15 protein-coding genes are annotated in these 16,176 nt (G+C 56.3%); 4 read left to right on the top strand and 11 right to left on the bottom strand.

Annotation, left to right across the window (positions count from 1 at the left end):
- Positions 1 to 86 precede the first annotated feature (86 nt).
- On the top strand, positions 87 to 2,261 hold the full coding sequence (locus AAFH99_RS11105; RefSeq protein WP_406827766.1) for a malate synthase G: 2,175 nt from the start codon (positions 87 to 89) through the stop codon (positions 2,259 to 2,261).
- Positions 2,262 to 2,375: 114 nt separating this feature from the next.
- Here the strand turns inward: AAFH99_RS11105 and AAFH99_RS11100 are convergent, their stop codons facing one another.
- From AAFH99_RS11100 to AAFH99_RS11070, 7 genes are all read right to left on the bottom strand, one after another.
- Positions 2,376 to 2,909 carry a hypothetical protein gene (locus AAFH99_RS11100; protein ID WP_043316227.1) on the bottom strand — a complete coding sequence of 178 codons (534 nt, stop codon included), beginning with the start codon at positions 2,907 to 2,909 and terminating at the stop codon, positions 2,376 to 2,378.
- Positions 2,893 to 3,354 (bottom strand): GNAT family N-acetyltransferase, encoded by a 462-nt coding sequence (locus tag AAFH99_RS11095; protein WP_043316229.1) that lies wholly within the window; start codon positions 3,352 to 3,354, stop codon positions 2,893 to 2,895. Before AAFH99_RS11095 ends, AAFH99_RS11100 begins: the two co-directional genes overlap by 17 nt.
- A gap of 11 nt (positions 3,355 to 3,365) precedes the next feature.
- Positions 3,366 to 4,565 (bottom strand): cupin domain-containing protein, encoded by a 1,200-nt coding sequence (locus tag AAFH99_RS11090; RefSeq protein ID WP_043316230.1) that lies wholly within the window; start codon positions 4,563 to 4,565, stop codon positions 3,366 to 3,368.
- Between the two features lie 27 nt (positions 4,566 to 4,592).
- A complete protein-coding gene (gene purB, locus AAFH99_RS11085) occupies positions 4,593 to 5,966 on the bottom strand; it encodes an adenylosuccinate lyase (RefSeq protein ID WP_043316232.1) in 1,374 nt (457 codons plus the stop codon).
- A gap of 58 nt (positions 5,967 to 6,024) precedes the next feature.
- Positions 6,025 to 6,660, bottom strand: a complete 636-nt coding sequence (gene hflD, locus AAFH99_RS11080) for a high frequency lysogenization protein HflD (RefSeq protein WP_043316234.1) — start codon at positions 6,658 to 6,660, stop codon at positions 6,025 to 6,027.
- On the bottom strand, positions 6,657 to 7,859 hold the full coding sequence (mnmA, locus tag AAFH99_RS11075) for a tRNA 2-thiouridine(34) synthase MnmA (protein ID WP_043316236.1): 1,203 nt from the start codon (positions 7,857 to 7,859) through the stop codon (positions 6,657 to 6,659). The genes hflD and mnmA overlap by 4 nt, the downstream gene beginning before the upstream one ends.
- Before the next feature lie 285 nt (positions 7,860 to 8,144).
- On the bottom strand, positions 8,145 to 8,813 hold the full coding sequence (locus tag AAFH99_RS11070; RefSeq protein ID WP_406827765.1) for a pseudouridine synthase: 669 nt from the start codon (positions 8,811 to 8,813) through the stop codon (positions 8,145 to 8,147).
- A gap of 254 nt (positions 8,814 to 9,067) precedes the next feature.
- Here AAFH99_RS11070 and icd point away from each other — a divergent pair, with 254 nt between their 5' ends.
- Entirely contained in the window at positions 9,068 to 10,318 is a 1,251-nt protein-coding gene (gene icd, locus AAFH99_RS11065) for an NADP-dependent isocitrate dehydrogenase (protein WP_043316239.1), read from the top strand.
- 236 nt (positions 10,319 to 10,554) lie between these two features.
- On the opposite strand, the gene cspD is transcribed toward icd, so the two are convergent.
- Positions 10,555 to 10,842, bottom strand: coding sequence for a cold shock domain-containing protein CspD (cspD, locus tag AAFH99_RS11060; protein WP_043316241.1), 288 nt, complete (start codon positions 10,840 to 10,842; stop codon positions 10,555 to 10,557).
- A gap of 351 nt (positions 10,843 to 11,193) precedes the next feature.
- Between cspD and clpS the strand changes: the two genes are divergently transcribed.
- Together clpS and clpA are read left to right on the top strand one after the other, a co-directional pair.
- A complete protein-coding gene (gene clpS, locus AAFH99_RS11055; protein ID WP_043316243.1) occupies positions 11,194 to 11,589 on the top strand; it encodes an ATP-dependent Clp protease adapter ClpS in 396 nt (131 codons plus the stop codon).
- Between the two features lie 133 nt (positions 11,590 to 11,722).
- Entirely contained in the window at positions 11,723 to 14,008 is a 2,286-nt protein-coding gene (clpA, locus tag AAFH99_RS11050) for an ATP-dependent Clp protease ATP-binding subunit ClpA (protein ID WP_406827764.1), read from the top strand.
- Between the two features lie 93 nt (positions 14,009 to 14,101).
- On the opposite strand, the gene infA is transcribed toward clpA, so the two are convergent.
- The 3 genes from infA to aat form a co-directional block, all read right to left on the bottom strand.
- The gene (gene infA, locus AAFH99_RS11045; protein ID WP_010130378.1) at positions 14,102 to 14,320 is read right to left on the bottom strand and encodes a translation initiation factor IF-1; all 219 of its coding nucleotides are present in this window, start codon (positions 14,318 to 14,320) and stop codon (positions 14,102 to 14,104) included.
- Positions 14,321 to 14,454: 134 nt separating this feature from the next.
- Positions 14,455 to 15,183 (bottom strand): arginyltransferase, encoded by a 729-nt coding sequence (locus tag AAFH99_RS11040; protein WP_043316250.1) that lies wholly within the window; start codon positions 15,181 to 15,183, stop codon positions 14,455 to 14,457.
- A gap of 140 nt (positions 15,184 to 15,323) precedes the next feature.
- Entirely contained in the window at positions 15,324 to 16,046 is a 723-nt protein-coding gene (gene aat / locus AAFH99_RS11035; RefSeq protein WP_197023744.1) for a leucyl/phenylalanyl-tRNA--protein transferase, read from the bottom strand.
- Positions 16,047 to 16,176 lie beyond the last annotated feature (130 nt).

Below are 16,176 nucleotides of genomic sequence, written 5' to 3'. Positions count from 1 at the left end.
AGTGAAGATTCCAGCGATAAATTAGTGATATGAGTGTTGCCATGTTTAGAATGCCGCAGCACTCCACCAGTACCAAGAGGTCAACCATGACGGAAAGAGTCCGTATCGGCGGTCTGCAGATCGCCACAGAACTGCACGCATTGATCGCGAATGAAGTGATTCCGGGTACCGGTGTCAAAGAGGAAGCGTTCTGGGCGGAATTCGAGAAAATCGTCAACGACCTGGCACCGGTCAATCGTGATTTGCTGGCTAAACGCGATCAGATTCAGGCGCAGATGGACCAGTGGTACGCTGACAACCCGAGAGGGTATCGTGACCTCGATCATTACAAATCCTTTCTGAAAGAAATTGGCTACCTGGTAGACGAACCGACCGACTTCAGTGCAAAAACTGAAAACGTGGATACGGAAATCGCTTCAATGGCTGGTCCACAACTGGTAGTGCCGGTCATGAATGCGCGCTATGCGCTGAACGCGGCCAATGCGCGCTGGGGAAGCCTTTACGATGCGCTATATGGCACTGACGTAATCGGTGAGGCTGATGGCGCGGAGAAATCCGCAGAATACAACCCGGTACGCGGCGGTAAAGTAATAGAGTTCGGACGGGATTTTCTCGATGAGGCGGCACCGCTGAATGGCGCCAGCCACAGGAACGTGTCGGCGTACCGGATCAACGGGTCTCTGCTGGAAGCCGAGTTGCAAAACGGCAAAGTATCAACCCTGCAAAACAGTCGCCAGTATCGCGGCTATCGCGGTGCCCAAGATACACCGGAAGCCATCCTGCTGGAGCACAACGGTCTACATTTCGAGATCCAGATCGATCGCGACAGCCCCATTGGGAAAACAGATAGCGCCGGGATAAAAGACATCCTTATGGAAGCGGCGCTGACCACCATTATGGATTGCGAAGATTCGGTTGCCGCAGTGGACGCGGAAGACAAGGTCATCGTTTACCGCAATTGGCTGGGCTTGATGAAAGGTGACCTGCGGGAAACACTGAAAAAGGGTGGCCGCGACGTGGTGCGCACCCTGAACCCCGACCGGGATTACAAGGGCGCTGAAGGTGGCGAGTTCACTCTGCCGGGGCGCAGCCTGATGTTCGTGCGTAATGTGGGCCACCTCATGACCAATGACGCAGTCCTCGACACGGACGGCAACGAGGTGCCAGAGGGCATCCTCGACGCGATGATTACCAGCCTCATTGCGATGCACGATTTACGCAGCGAAGGTCCAATACGTAATTCCCGCACCGGCAGTGTCTACATCGTGAAGCCCAAAATGCACGGCCCCGAAGAAGTTGCGTTTGCAAATACTCTGTTTAATCGGGTTGAAGACGCCCTCGGACTTGCACGCAATACGCTCAAAATGGGCATAATGGATGAGGAGCGGCGTACCACGGTGAACCTCAAGGCCTGTATCGCCGCAGCGCAGGAGCGGGTGGTCTTCATCAATACCGGATTCCTCGACCGTACGGGCGACGAAATCCATACCTCGATGCTGGCTGGCCCGATGATCCGCAAGGGCGAAATGAAACAGTCGAAATGGATAGCCGCTTACGAAGACTCGAACGTTGATATCGGGCTCGCCACAGGTCTGAAGGGGCGCGCGCAGATAGGAAAAGGCATGTGGCCGATTCCCGATCAGATGGCGGCGATGATGGAAGCCAAGATCGGACACCCCAAAGCGGGTGCCAATACAGCCTGGGTTCCTTCCCCGACAGCCGCTACCCTGCATGCGCTTCACTATCACCAGGTCAAGGTGGCAGACGTTCAGGACCAGTTGGCAAGCCGCCAGCGTGCGAGTCTTGACGACATCCTCACGGTGCCTGTCGCAGAGAGCCCCGGTTGGAGTGATGCTGAAATACAGCGCGAATTGGATAATAACGCACAGGGTATCCTCGGGTACGTGGTGCGCTGGATCGACCAGGGGGTTGGCTGCTCGAAGGTGCCGGACATCAACGATGTCGGACTGATGGAGGATCGCGCGACATTACGGATTTCATCGCAACATATCGCCAACTGGCTGAAGCAGGGCATATGTACAGAGGCGCAAGTGCGGGAAACCATGGAGCGCATGGCAGCCGTGGTGGATCGTCAGAATGCATCGGACCCAGCATATCGTCCGATGGCGCCTGAGTTTGATCGTAGCATTGCATTCCAGGCCGCTTGTGAACTAGTGTTTGATGGCTGCGCTCAGCCCAACGGCTACACCGAGCCGGTATTACATCGCCGCCGTCGCGAGTTCAAAGCAAGCCAGCGATAGGCGCCTGTCTGTCACGGCACATGCTTGTTGAAAATACATAGCCCCGTTACCGCGGGGCTTCTACTTGAGTAGGTTGATGGAACCGTAGATCCCTGTCGTTCCAAGTGGGGTGCGCTAGAGCACGAAGCGTCGAAAGGCGGGGTCTGGGCGCGCATTCAGCCAGCTCTGCTCAAATACATCCTGCAGCTTGCGGTTTCTCACCGGGTCGTCGGCGCGGTGCTGGCCAATCCACTGATGCGCGTCGACGATCATCAGGCTTTGGCGGTCGTCGGCAATCGCAAATTCCCAATCGCTGGGCTCACTACTGTTCTGTATTTTCCGCAAACTGATACGGCTATCGAGTCGCTGTATCAAAGGGACAAGCAGATGCGGCTGGCGCAGCAGCGGATCACTGTCAGTAATCAGAATTTCTACGCGTGCGTGACGGCTGCGACGGGCGAACTGAGACAGCGCTTCGACGCAATCTTTTTGATGGTAGAGGGGACGTGCAAGGTGTTGCGAAAATATTCGCACACGGCGGCGACTCTCAGATAGCAGCTGGACGAGCGCCTGTGCACAGGCACTGCTGTTGTCCAGCTCAACTGCGGCGGTGCAATTCGGCGAGGCACCTGCCTGAAGCTGTTTGCGTCGGTCAGCGGTTCCAGTCATCGAGGTTTGCGCAAGGTTCTTTCTCGTTGAGGGTGCGCTCCATGCGCAGGTGTGGAATACCCGCCTCCATAAACTCTTCCCCGGCAGCGACAAAGCCAGCGCGTTCGTAGAAGGGGATGGCCTGTACCTGGGCATTCAGGTACACATTTTTTTGCCCGGAAAGAGCGGCAAATTTGCAGATTCGACGCAATAGCTCAAGGCCCGCACCGAGACCCCGGGCATCCTTCAGAATCGCCATACGACCAATCTTGCCCCCATCCGTCAGGCGGCCTGTGCCGATGGGCTTGTTTTCGTGATACACGAGAAAGTGCTGGGCAGATTCCTCCAGTTCATCCCACTCCAGTTCGGGTGGCACCTGCTGCTCTTCCACAAAGACCTTCTGGCGGATACTGCGAATGGCATCCCGGTCCGTCTGCCAATCAGCGAGGCGTACAAACAGACTCATGAAGCGAACTCCTACTCATCATCCTGATCGTCGTATTCGAGTTGCTCAGGGTAAATGAGACTGCCCTGAGAAACCAGTTGGTCGATCAAGCCATTTTCCATGGCCAGTTGCGGATATGCTGAGATATCGAGACTGGCGATAGTGCGGCAATCGCAAAAGGCTTCCGCAAATAGTAACGGGGCAGGGAAGGGCTCACCGTCAACGAACAGTAGTTCCGGATGGCGGGAGAAAGCGCTGCGGGACCCCGGATTCAAAATCAGGGTGCCACCTTCCTCCAGTTGCTCGCGCCAGTCTTCCGCGCTGCCGGCATCCAGGGCGACCGTTTCCGGGTATTTGGATTCCGTCATGATGGCGCCAAACCAGCGGGCGATGGTTTCCGGCTGCTTCAGCCATTCACTGAGTTGTCCCTGGACGCGGGCGACCGTGGCCGGGTCTATTTCTGCAGGGTTCGCGGGCAGGGCGAGATCCTGGTCACTGTAGCGAATATGCTCGGGCAGATGCGCGGCCAGTTCGCCGCCCAGGTCTTCCAGCAAGGTGCGCGCTGACGGGGCGCGGAAGCCAATAGAGATGGTGGTGCAGCCACCCTCGGCTACACCCCAGTGGCTGAACTGCGGCGGCAGATAGAGCATATCGCCGGGCTCCAGCTCCCAGCTGGCTTCGGCCTCAAAGTCGCGCAGGATATTCAGCGGTGTGCCATCTACCCGCGGGCTGCTGGCATCCGCCTTGGGGCCCAGTTGCCAGCGTCGCACGCCTTCTGCCTGCAGCAGGAACACGTCGTAGAAATCGTAATGGGGACCGACGCTGCCCTGATCGGCGGCGTAACTGATCATCACGTCATCGAGACGCCAGTCCGGGATAAAGCGAAAGTGATCTTTGAGTTCCGCCACTTCCGGAATCCACTGATCCACCGCCTGCACCAGCAGCGTCCAGTGGGATTTCGGCAGTCCGAAAAAGTCTTCTTCGGTGAAGGGGCCACTGCGCAGTTGCCAGGGGCCATCTGCACCGCGCTCTTCGATCAGACGGGATTCAATCTGTTCTTCCAGCGCCATACCAGCGAGTTCTTCGCCGGTAATGGGGGTTTCGAACCCGGGAAACGCATTGCGAATGAGCAGAGGTTTTTTTTGCCAGTAATCCCGCAAAAAAGTCTCCACCGGCATATCGCCCAGGTGGGTCAGAGGTTGTACTGCTGTATTCTGGCCCGACGCTGACATGCTACGCTCCCGGTCGTTTTCTGGAATTTAGATATTGTTGGCTTGGGCCACGGCATTACCGATGTAGGAAGCTGGGGTCATCTCGCGCAGAGACTGCTTGGCTTCTTCCGGCATATCCAGGCCATCGATAAACGCCGCCAGGGTTTCTTTAGTGATGCCCTGACCGCGGGTCAGCGCCTTCAGCTTCTCGTAGGGCTCTTCGATGTTGTAGCGGCGCATAACGGTCTGGATCGGCTCAGCCAGAACTTCCCAGGCGTTGTTCAGATCTTCTTCCAGGCGTGCGCGGTTGATTTCCAGTTTGCCCAAGCCCTTCATGGTGGCCGCGTAGGCAATCACGGAATAGCCAGCACCCACACCCATATTGCGCAGCACGGTGGAGTCGGTCAGGTCCCGCTGCCAGCGGGAAACCGGCAGCTTGGCCGCCAGGTGCTGGAAAACGGCATTGGCGATCCCCAGGTTGCCCTCAGAGTTCTCGAAGTCGATGGGGTTCACCTTGTGCGGCATTGTGGACGAGCCCACTTCGCCGGCAACCACTTTCTGCTTGAAGTAACCGAGAGAGATGTAGCCCCAGATATCGCGATCGAAGTCGATCAGGATGGTGTTGAAGCGCGCAATAGCATCGAACAATTCGGCAATATAGTCGTGAGGTTCTATCTGGGTGGTGTAGGGGTTCCAGGAAAGGCCGAGAGAGGTCACGAACTCCTCGGCGTTCTGTTGCCAGTCCACATCCGGGTAGGCAGACAGGTGCGCGTTGTAGTTGCCCACGGCGCCATTGATTTTACCCAGCAGTTCCACTTCGTGAATCTGCTTTACCTGGCGGCGCAGACGCGCAACCACGTTGGCCAGTTCTTTACCAACCGTGGTGGGGCTGGCAGTCTGGCCGTGGGTGCGCGACAGCATAGGGACGTCGGCAAAGTTTTTTGCCAGTGTCGCGATCTCACTGACAATCTGATTCATTGCGGGTAGCAACACCTGATCGCGGCCGGCACGCAGCATCAGCGCGTGGGACAGGTTGTTGATGTCTTCAGAGGTGCACGCGAAGTGAATAAACTCGCTCACAGCATTCAGCTGTTCGTCGCCTTTCACTTTTTCTTTCAGGAAGTACTCCACCGCCTTCACGTCGTGATTGGTGGTGCGTTCGATTTCCTTGATACGCTCGGCATCTTCTACCGAAAACTTGGCAACGATGTCATCCAGAATCTGATTACTGTTACCGGTGAAAGGTTGCACTTCGTTAATTTTTTCATGGCGGGCAAGTTGTTGCAGCCAGCGCACTTCAACTTCCACGCGCGCGCGGATCAGGCCGTATTCGCTGAAAATATCGCGCAGGGGAGCGGTTTTGCTTTCGTAGCGTCCATCAATGGGGGAAACCGCGGTCAGTGCGGATAGCTCGACAGTCATTGTGTCTCTCCGGTAGTGAGCTCTTGCCGGATCAGGCGTCCGGCGTAAACGTGAAAAATCAGTGTTCCAGGGATTCGTATTTGGATATCAATGCATCCATTTCGGCGATCAGTTTTTTCCGTTGGAATAGCAGGTGTAAGCGACGACCGCCCAGCTGGCGCCACAACATGGCAGAGCGGACGCCGGCAAACAACATGGTGCGAATCTGGTTGGCAATACGCTGTTGTTGCAGAAAATTGAAATCGCCGAGGACCTGAATACGGAAACGGAAGGTGCTCAGAGTATCGCTATAAATACTGGCCAGGTTGGCGTACACGTTTTCATGGCCAATTCCGAAATGGTCCATCTGTAACTGCGCCTTTTCCAGGCGGCTGCCAATAATAGATAGCAAGTCTGGTTTCTTCGCCAGCTGTCGTTGCAGGTACAGTATCGACAGCACGTAGCGCAGACAGTCGGTGTATTCCGGGTGATTGCGTGTGGCAATCAGCTGTCGCGCGGCGCGCAGTCCGGGCAATAGCTTCTCGACACCGCCGAACACATCCTCCGTAGTTTCGGGGTTCTGCTGAAACAGACTGTAGATCGCTGTTTCCATCTGGTCGGCGGGGGCTGTGCCCGTTTTGGCCAGCCGCTCAACGAGAATTGCTGATTGGAATACACCAGCCAGAGCCAGCGCTTGATCTCGCCAATTACTCAAAAGTCGCTCCCTGCAGATTGATTGGCTATCGGCTTACGTCTCGGTCTCGGAGCGTGTTCGGGGCCATCACTCTCTACATCGCCAACGCCGGTGGCCGAGTCGATGACGGCGCCGCCAAGACAGATCTCCCCCTGGTAAATCACCACCGACTGGCCCGGTGTTACGGCACGCTGGGGTTGATCGAAGGCAATGCTAAGTTGACCATTTTCACCCAGGCTCACTTCGCAGTCCTGGTCATCCTGCCGATAACGGGTTTTTGCCGTTGCCCGGAATTTTTGCGCCGGCGGAGCCCCATTAATCCAGTGTGCCTGGGTGGCTTCCAGGCCTGTAGCATAGAGAAGCGGGTGATGCTTTCCCTGGGCAACCAGTAGTACATTTCGGGTCAAATCTTTACCAACCACATACCAGGGCTGATCGCCGGCACCTTTGACGCCGCCAATTCCCAATCCCTGGCGCTGACCGATAGTGTGGTACATCAACCCCGCGTGCTGACCCATGACTTCGCCGTCTGGCGTCTGCATCTCACCGGGCTGCGCCGGCAGGTACTGTTCAAGAAAATCCTTGAAGCGACGTTCACCGATAAAGCAGATTCCGGTGCTGTCTTTCTTGCTGTGGGTGATAAAACCGTTCTCTTCCGCAATGCGACGGACTTCTGGCTTCTCAAGCTCACCCAGGGGAAACAGCGACTTTGCAAACTCCGCTTCGCCCACGGCGTGCAGGAAATAACTCTGATCCTTGTTTGGGTCCAGCCCCTTGGCAAGAAAGGTGTGACCGTCGCGATCAATCCGACGAGTGTAGTGCCCTGTAGCGATCGCGTCGGCGCCAAGCATTTCTGCGTATTCGAGAAACACTTTGAATTTGATTTCCCGGTTACACAGAATGTCAGGATTGGGGGTCCGCCCAGCCTTGTACTCGGCCAGGAAATACTCGAATACGTTGTCCCAGTATTCGGCAGCAAAGTTCGCCGTGTGCAGCTTGATGCCGAGCCGCGCGCAAACGGATTCTGCATCTGCCAGGTCCTGTTTGGCAGTACAGTACTCAGTCCCGTCGTCTTCATCCCAGTTTTTCATAAACAGACCTTCCACCTGGTAGCCCTGCTGGAGCAGCAATAGGGCGGCCACGGAAGAGTCGACCCCGCCGGACATGCCGACGATGACGCGTTTACCCGCAGGTAGAGGTGATTTAGGCGTTAAAGACACTACTGATACCGAATCTGAATGAAATACCGGGTCTTTCAGTGAGGGGGGAGGGCGGGATTTCAACCCGCACCCCCCGCAAAACCACACTGGGACGGGAAAATGGGGGCGCATTTTACCTGCGATTGGGTTCAGTGACCAATTTCCCCTGGGCAGCGTGCGATTGATGCTCCAACACTACCGCCTGTACGCGCAGCCCAGACCGCCGGGTCCGATTCTGGCTCCTACTAGCTCCTACTAGCTCCTATCTATAACCAGCCTATAGCAGCCTAGCTCTTCATAGGATTGTTACCGGCGTGGCTTGCCGTTGCGCGGCGCAGGGCTGGCCCCTGGTGCGCGGCGCGGATTCCGCTTGCCGCGTGCGGCTGCCGGTGGTCCGCGGTGGGATTTCCGGGGCTTGGTCGGGGTGGCAGGCATTTTTACCTGTTCCGTACGGTATTCGCCGGGTGTCAGACCATCGAGGTGCCAGCTTCCAATCGAGCACCGCACCAGGCGCAGAGTAGGGAAGCCTACCGCGGCGGTCATGCGCCGCACCTGGCGATTTCGCCCCTCGCTGATGGTCAACTCGACCCACGAGGTAGGAATGGATTTGCGCTCTCGGATCGGGGGATGGCGCTGCCAAAGGTCGGGAGCCGGGATTCTTCGGGCCTGGGCCGGCGCGGTATCGCCATCTTTCAGCGAAACCCCATGACACAGTCGCAGCAGGGCGTCGTCGGTGATCTCACCTTCTACTTGCGCCCAGTAGGTTTTCGGTAATTTGTTGCTTGGGTGAGCAATGCGGTGTTGCAGCTGCCCGTCGGCGGTCAGTAACAGCAGTCCCTCTGAGTCGAAATCCAGGCGGCCCGCCGCATACACACCGGGCTCGGACACAAAGTCGGCCAGGGTCGGGCGGCCTTGCGGGTCGGTAAACTGGCAGAGTACCCCGTAGGGCTTGTTCAGCAGGATCAGTTTGCTCATCTCAGTCCTATGTTCGCGCCTTGGTTATGCCCGCTGTGGTGGCCCTGATTCTGAGTCATCCTGCACCGGATGTAATGAAACTACAAAAGTAGGCGGATGTTGGTATAATCCCGCCGATTTTTAGCCAGCTCGGCGTGTGCAACGGCGCAAACAATGGGCGGCAACCATGACCGGCCGCGGAATTCTGGTGCATTATGCCGAGATTTCCCCGAAAAAGCCGGACGTTTAGTCAAAGAGTTACGGGAGTCAACTTAATGGGTCATATCCAAGTGCCGGCCAACGGCGAAAAAGTCACAGTCAACGCAGATGGTTCTCTGAACGTACCGAACACCCCGATCATTCCGTTTATCGAAGGTGACGGCATCGGCGTGGATATCACCCCGGTAATGCGCAAAGTGATCGACGCTGCCGTAAGCAAGGCCTACAGCGACGAAAAAGCCATCGCATGGATGGAAATCTTCTGCGGTGAAAAAGCGGCTGAAACCTACAGCGGCGACTGGTTCCCGGCAGAAACCCTGGAAGCCATCAAGGAATACGTTGTCAGCATCAAAGGCCCGCTGACCACCCCAGTAGGCGGCGGCTTCCGCTCCCTGAACGTTGCTCTGCGCCAGGAGCTGGACCTGTACGTATGTCAGCGTCCGGTACGCTGGTTCAGCGGTGTACCTTCTCCGGTAAAAGAGCCGAACAAAGTTGACATGGTGATCTTCCGTGAGAATTCCGAAGACATCTACGCCGGTATCGAGTGGAAAGCAGGTACCGACGAAGCCAAGAAAGTGGTTAAGTTCCTGCAGGAAGAAATGGGGGTTAAGAAAATCCGCTTCCCGCAAGAAGTGGGTATCGGTGTCAAGCCAGTTTCCGAAGAAGGCACCAAGCGCCTGGTGCGCAAAGCCCTGCAGTACACCATTGATCAGGACCGCGACTCCCTGACCCTGGTGCACAAAGGCAACATCATGAAGTTCACCGAAGGTGCCTTCGCCGATTGGGGCTACGAGCTGGCCCGTGAAGAGTTCGGCGCTCAGCCGATCGATGGCGGCCCCTGGTGCAGCTTCAAGAACCCGAACACCGGTAAGGAAATCGTGGTTAAGGACGTAATCGCCGACGCCATGCTGCAGCAGATTCTGCTGCGTCCGGCCGAGTACGACGTAATCGCCACCCTGAACCTGAACGGCGACTACCTGTCCGACGCACTGGCTGCGCAGGTGGGCGGTATCGGTATCGCGCCAGGTGCCAACCTGTCTGACGAAGTTGCCCTGTTCGAAGCGACCCACGGTACTGCACCGAAGTACGCTGGTCAGGACAAGGTAAACCCGGGGTCCCTGATCCTGTCTGCAGAAATGATGCTGCGTCACCTGGGCTGGAACGAAGCGGCCGAGCTGGTCGTTAAAGGTATGGAAGGCGCTATCGAAGCCAAGACCGTTACCTATGACTTCGAGCGTCTGATGGACGGCGCTGAGCTGAAATCCTGCTCTGAGTTCGGCGACGAAGTAATCAAGCACATGGCCTGATTGTCGAGCTGAAATGAAAAAGGCCCCGCATCTAAAGGTGCGGGGCCTTTTTTATGTCTAATTCTTGTGTCGGGAAATATAAGTCCGCTTCACTCATTCACTGTGGAACGAGTGTGCCACTGTATGGGCGTGAGGGAACTTGGCTCTGAACGAGCCGGAAGGGGCTCTGGTCAACACCAGAGTGATCGTTCGGGAGGCGCGGAAGCTGACGACAGCCGCCGCACTGCAGTAAGCCGTTAGTCCAGAACTTCTTCGGCTTCCTGCTCCCTGACCGCTTCAGTCTGCGGAGCAGGCGCTGGGCTGGGTGCCGCGCGGGATGCATCTACGGCGCTGATATTCGCCGCATGGTAACCCTTGTCACCCTGAATGATGTCGAACTGCACTTGCTGGCCAGCCTTCAGGGTGCGATACCCATCCATCTGGATCGCTGAATAGTGCGCAAACAGGTCTTCTCCACCTTCGTCAGCAAGAATAAATCCATATCCCTTGGCGTTATTGAACCACTTAACGGTGCCGGTAGGCATGGCGAAATCCCTCTAATATTGCCGGGGCGACTGCAGGCCGCCTATACATGTTGTCATTATTGTTATCGCGCTTCATGCGCTGATTGGTTCGTGCAAAATCATTTGTACGATTATTTATGTACCTTCGCTAACCACATGGCGTGGTTACTATCTCTTGTAGCCAACAGTCCAGAGCTTGTCAAGTGAATACCATTCGACGCAATGTGCGGCACACCATTTGCGGTTACAATGCCCGCTTGCCATGTTGAACGCAGTGACTGATACCGAGCTGCTGGTATCGCTCGCGTTGAGCGAGAGAAAACTCGGTGACAGCACTGTGAACTGATTCCTGAAGATTGATTGATTAGCGCTATGGGAAATTCACAAATCATTAAACTACACTCGAATCAAGGTCCTGATAATGACGACTTTGATTTTCATGAGGGGAGCGGGGGCACTGCACTTGCGGAAGCCAGGCCACAACTCAAGCGCCCCCCGATGTACAAGGTCGTTATGCTCAACGACGATTACACACCGATGGAGTTTGTCGTCGAAGCACTGGAACTCTTTTTCTACGTGAATCGTGAGCGCGCCACTCAGCTGATGTTGCAGGTGCACACTAAGGGAAAAGCGATCTGCGGTGTCTATACTCGAGATATAGCGGAGACCAAGGCCGCGCAGGTCAATCAATTTGCGCGGGACAATGAACATCCATTGCTGTGCGAGATCGAAGCAGATGAAGGCGACGAGCGCGGCGAGGAGGGTTGAAGAGGCTTTCGAGATCGCTGGCGGGTATGCCGGTGACATCAAACCCGCCGGGAAACCGGCAACACTTCAGGAATGCCGGGTGTACTCAGCGACAATCCGGACGACATTGGCCAGTAAGGTTTTTGAGGTTTAGATGCTCAGCAAGGATTTAGAGGTAACGCTCAATCTAGCGTTTAAAGGTGCACGGGCGAAACGCCACGAGTTTATGACCGTTGAGCACCTGTTGCTGGCGCTGCTGGACAACGAATCTGCGGCAGATGTCCTGCATGCCTGTGGAGCAGACCTGAGCGCACTTCGCCGGGAGCTGCTCGAATTCGTCGATTCAACCACGCCGCTTATTCCTGAAAATGATTCCGAGCGTGAAACTCAACCCACCCTGGGGTTCCAGCGAGTGCTTCAGCGCGCGGTGTTTCACGTACAGTCGTCTGGCAAAAAAGAGGTTACCGGGGCCAATGTGCTGGTAGCCATCTTTTGTGAGCAGGAAAGTCAGGCAGTTTATTACCTGAAGCAGCAGAGCGTCGCCCGCATTGACGTGGTGAACTATATCACCCACGGTATTTCTCGCGTAAGCTCGGGTGGCAATAACACGCACAATAACCCCGATCCTTCTCCGGAGCAGGTGGATGAGGATCTCGGCAGCGCCGCGGAGTCGGGCGGTTCAGATCCGCTTGAGAGCTACGCCACCAACCTCAACCAAGAAGCGATACTGGGGCGCATTGATCCGCTGGTCGGGCGCGCACCGGAAGTGGAGCGGGTAACCCAGGTTCTGGCGCGTCGGCGTAAAAACAACCCATTGCTGGTTGGTGAATCCGGGGTGGGTAAGACCGCAATCGCCGAAGGCCTCGCGCGTCGAATCGTAGATGGCGAAGTACCCGAGCCACTAAAAGAAAGCACCATTTACTCGCTGGATCTGGGTTCGTTGCTTGCGGGCACCAAGTATCGCGGGGATTTTGAAAAGCGGTTTAAGGCGCTGCTCGCGGAGCTGAAAAAACGCGAGCACGCGGTTCTGTTTATCGATGAGATTCACACCATAATCGGTGCTGGCGCCGCATCTGGCGGCGTAATGGATGCGTCCAACCTGCTGAAGCCACTGCTGTCCAGCGGTCAGATGCGCTGTATCGGTTCAACCACCTTCAATGAATACCGCGGCATCTTCGAGAAAGACCGCGCGCTTTCCCGTCGCTTTCAGAAAATTGACGTACACGAACCGTCAGTCGAAGAAACCGTACAAATTCTGCAGGGCCTGAAATCCTGTTTCGAAGATCACCATAAGGTGCGCTTTACCGACTCGGCGCTTGAGGCTGCCGCGCAGCTCGCCAACCGTCATATTACTGAACGGTTTCTACCGGATAAGGCAATCGACGTAATTGATGAGGCGGGTGCTTATCAGGCACTGCTGCCCGCCGACCAACGAACCGACACCATTACTGTCGCGGAAATTGAAAACGTGGTCGCGAAAATGGCCCGCATCCCGGCCAAGAGCGTCTCTGCGTCGGATAAGGCAGCACTCGCCAAGCTGGACGAAAACCTGAAAATGGTTGTTTTCGGACAGGATCAGGCAATCGAGGCACTCAGCACCTCAATCAAATTGGCGCGCGCCGGGCTTGGTGCAGAAGAGAAGCCCATTGGCTCCTTCCTGTTTGCCGGCCCTACCGGTGTAGGTAAAACCGAATTGTGCCGCCAGCTAGCGCAGGTTATGGGTATTGAGCTGATTCGCTTCGATATGTCTGAGTATATGGAGCGCCATACCGTTTCCCGTCTGATTGGTGCCCCTCCAGGCTACGTTGGTTTTGATCAGGGTGGCCTGCTTACTGACGCGGTCACCAAGCACCCCCACAGTGTTGTGCTGTTGGATGAGATCGAGAAGGCACACCCGGAAGTGTTCAACCTGCTACTGCAGGTAATGGATCACGGTACGCTGACCGATAACAACGGGCGCAAAGCAGATTTCCGCAACGTTATTCTGATCATGACCACCAATGCCGGCGCGGAAGTCATGAGTCGCCGCTCCATTGGCTTTGCCAATCAGGATCACAGCAGTGACGGCATGGAGGAGATCAAGAAAATGTTCACTCCGGAGTTCCGCAACCGCCTCGACAGCATCATCCAGTTCGGTGCGCTTGATATCGGCGTAGTGAAAACAGTGGTCGATAAGTTTGTGGTCGAGCTACAAGCCCAGCTCGACGAGTCCCGCGTGACACTGGAAGTGGACGACGAAGCCCGCGAGTGGCTGGCAGTGAACGGCTACGACGAGAAGATGGGGGCGCGGCCAATGGCCCGCCTGATTCGCGAGAAGCTGCGCAAGCCGCTGGCGGAAGCCGTTCTCTTTGGTGAGCTTTCGGAAGACGGTGGCAAGGTTGAAGTTACCGTCGAAGATGATCAGCTGAAGATCAGGACTGCAGTTCCGGCACTCCACTGACCTTCGGTCAGCCACCCAGAAACGCAAAAAGCCACCTCATGAGGTGGCTTTTTTATTGCAGCTGCAATTCCGCGAGAAATTGCTATCTGACAATCAGCGGGCGCGGTAGGTGATGCGGCCCTTGCTCAGGTCGTAAGGGGTCAGCTCTACCTTGACCTTGTCACCCGTCAGAATACGGATGTAATTTTTGCGCATCTTGCCTGAGATATGCGCGATCACCACGTGTCCGTTTTCCAGTTTTACGCGGAATGTGGTGTTGGGCAGGGTGTCGATCACCTCGCCTTCCATTTCAATGTAATCGTCTTTTGCCATGCGGCAGCAACCTTTGATTGATGTGTACTAGCTATTCCGCCAAAGCCGGCGGTGCGACGGGCGTGCATTTTGCACGAAAAGCGCCCGCAGGCCAAGTGAATCCGGGATTTGCTGGATAAATGGGGGAGAGGGCGTTAGTCCGCCTGATCTGACTTGAGAGTCCAGCGGTTGTCCACCAGGTATTCCAGCGGCTGAAACTGATTTTTGTAAGCCATTTTTTCACACTGCCGTATCCAGTAACCCAGATACAGGCTTGGCAATCCGAGACGACGGGTCCATTCGATCTGATAGAGGATCGCATATGTACCCAGGCTGCGCTTGACCTCGTCGGGGTCAAAATAGGTATAAATCGCGGATACGCCGCCGTTGAGCACATCCGTTACCGCAACCCCCACCAGGCGGTCACGGGCTCGAAACTCAAGGTACCGTGTACTACCCCATGCGTTATTCAGAAAACTGCGGAATTGTTCGCGACTGGGCGGGTACATCTCCCCATCACGATGGCGCTGCTCGATATAGTGCGCGTAGAGTGCGTAGTGCTCGTCAGTATCTATATCCTGCCGATGGAACACGTCCAGGTCCCGGTTGCGACGCCAGCAGCGTCGCTGATTTCGATTCGGAACAAACAGCTCCACCGGCACCCGCGCGGGCACACAGGCCTGACAGCTCGTGCACTGAGGGCGGTACAGGTAGTTGCCACTACGGCGAAAACCAAGTTCAGACAGGCGACTGTAGAGGCGCTGGTCCACCGTGGTTTGCGGATCGACAAACACTGTTGTGGCTTCCTGCCCATCCAGGTAGCCGCAGGGGTGCGGCATGGTTGCCAACAGGCGCACGGAATCCAATTGAGAGTATTGGCTCACTGGTCTGCCGCCTGCTCGACACGGATATGGTCTGCCTTTGCCACGCCTGTCCTCTCTCCGCCAATTGATGGGTATCACTAGACCCGAGGGTAATTTGTGGTCAGCAAAAACTCAAACATTCTGCGCCGCTCTTTGACCTGCTAGTCGGCCGCAAATAGTTCGGGGCCCGCTTTTGCGGGCCAGGGGTGGGGAAATGAAGCCTGGGTGACGCCCTCTACCAGCAATTGCTCAAACTCATCTCGAGGCACTTCTTCCGCGCCGAGGCTGACGAGATGCGGATTGCTGACCTGGCAATCGATCAGTTCGCAGCCCCACAGCCTGAGCTGGCGTACCAGATGGGCGAAGGCCACCTTGGATGCATCCGCTGCCCGATGAAACATGGACTCCCCAAAAAACACTCGACCAATACTGAGCCCGTACAGGCCGCCAACCAGCTGACCGTCTTGCCAGGCTTCTACCGAATGCGCATGGCCGCGCGCGTGCATCTCCGTATAAGCCCAGCGCATGTCATCTGTGATCCAGGTGCCTGAATCGTCAGACCGTGGGGCAGCACATCCATGCAGTACATCCTCAAATGCCTGGTCAAAGGTAATCTCGAAGCGCTGTTGACGAATAGTCTTGCGCAGGCTGCGGCTAAATTTGAGTGTCTGAGGGCGGACTATGCAACGTGGGGAGGGTGACCACCAGAGAATTGGCTGGTCGTCGGAAAACCACGGGAAGATACCCCTGGCATATGCCGCCAATAGCCATTCCGGGGTCAGATCGCCGCCCACGGCCAGCAGTCCATTTGGGTCTGCCAGCGCTGTGCTGGTGCAGGGAAACTCAACCCGGTCGGGGTCCAGTAGTGTAAGGATGTCATCCATGCAGTTCGCTTATCCACCTGATACGGCCTGAAACGAAAAAAGCGGCTCAAGAGCCACTGCTGTCCCACAGTTTGACAGTCATGAGACCAGCCTCATTTGAGGCTGGTCTTTTTGATTGGGTGGCGGGCGC

The sequence above is a fragment of the Microbulbifer sp. ARAS458-1 genome (genome assembly GCF_045348205.1).
Lineage (GTDB): Bacteria > Pseudomonadota > Gammaproteobacteria > Pseudomonadales > Cellvibrionaceae > Microbulbifer.
This window is presented reverse-complemented; position numbering and strand designations above follow the sequence as displayed.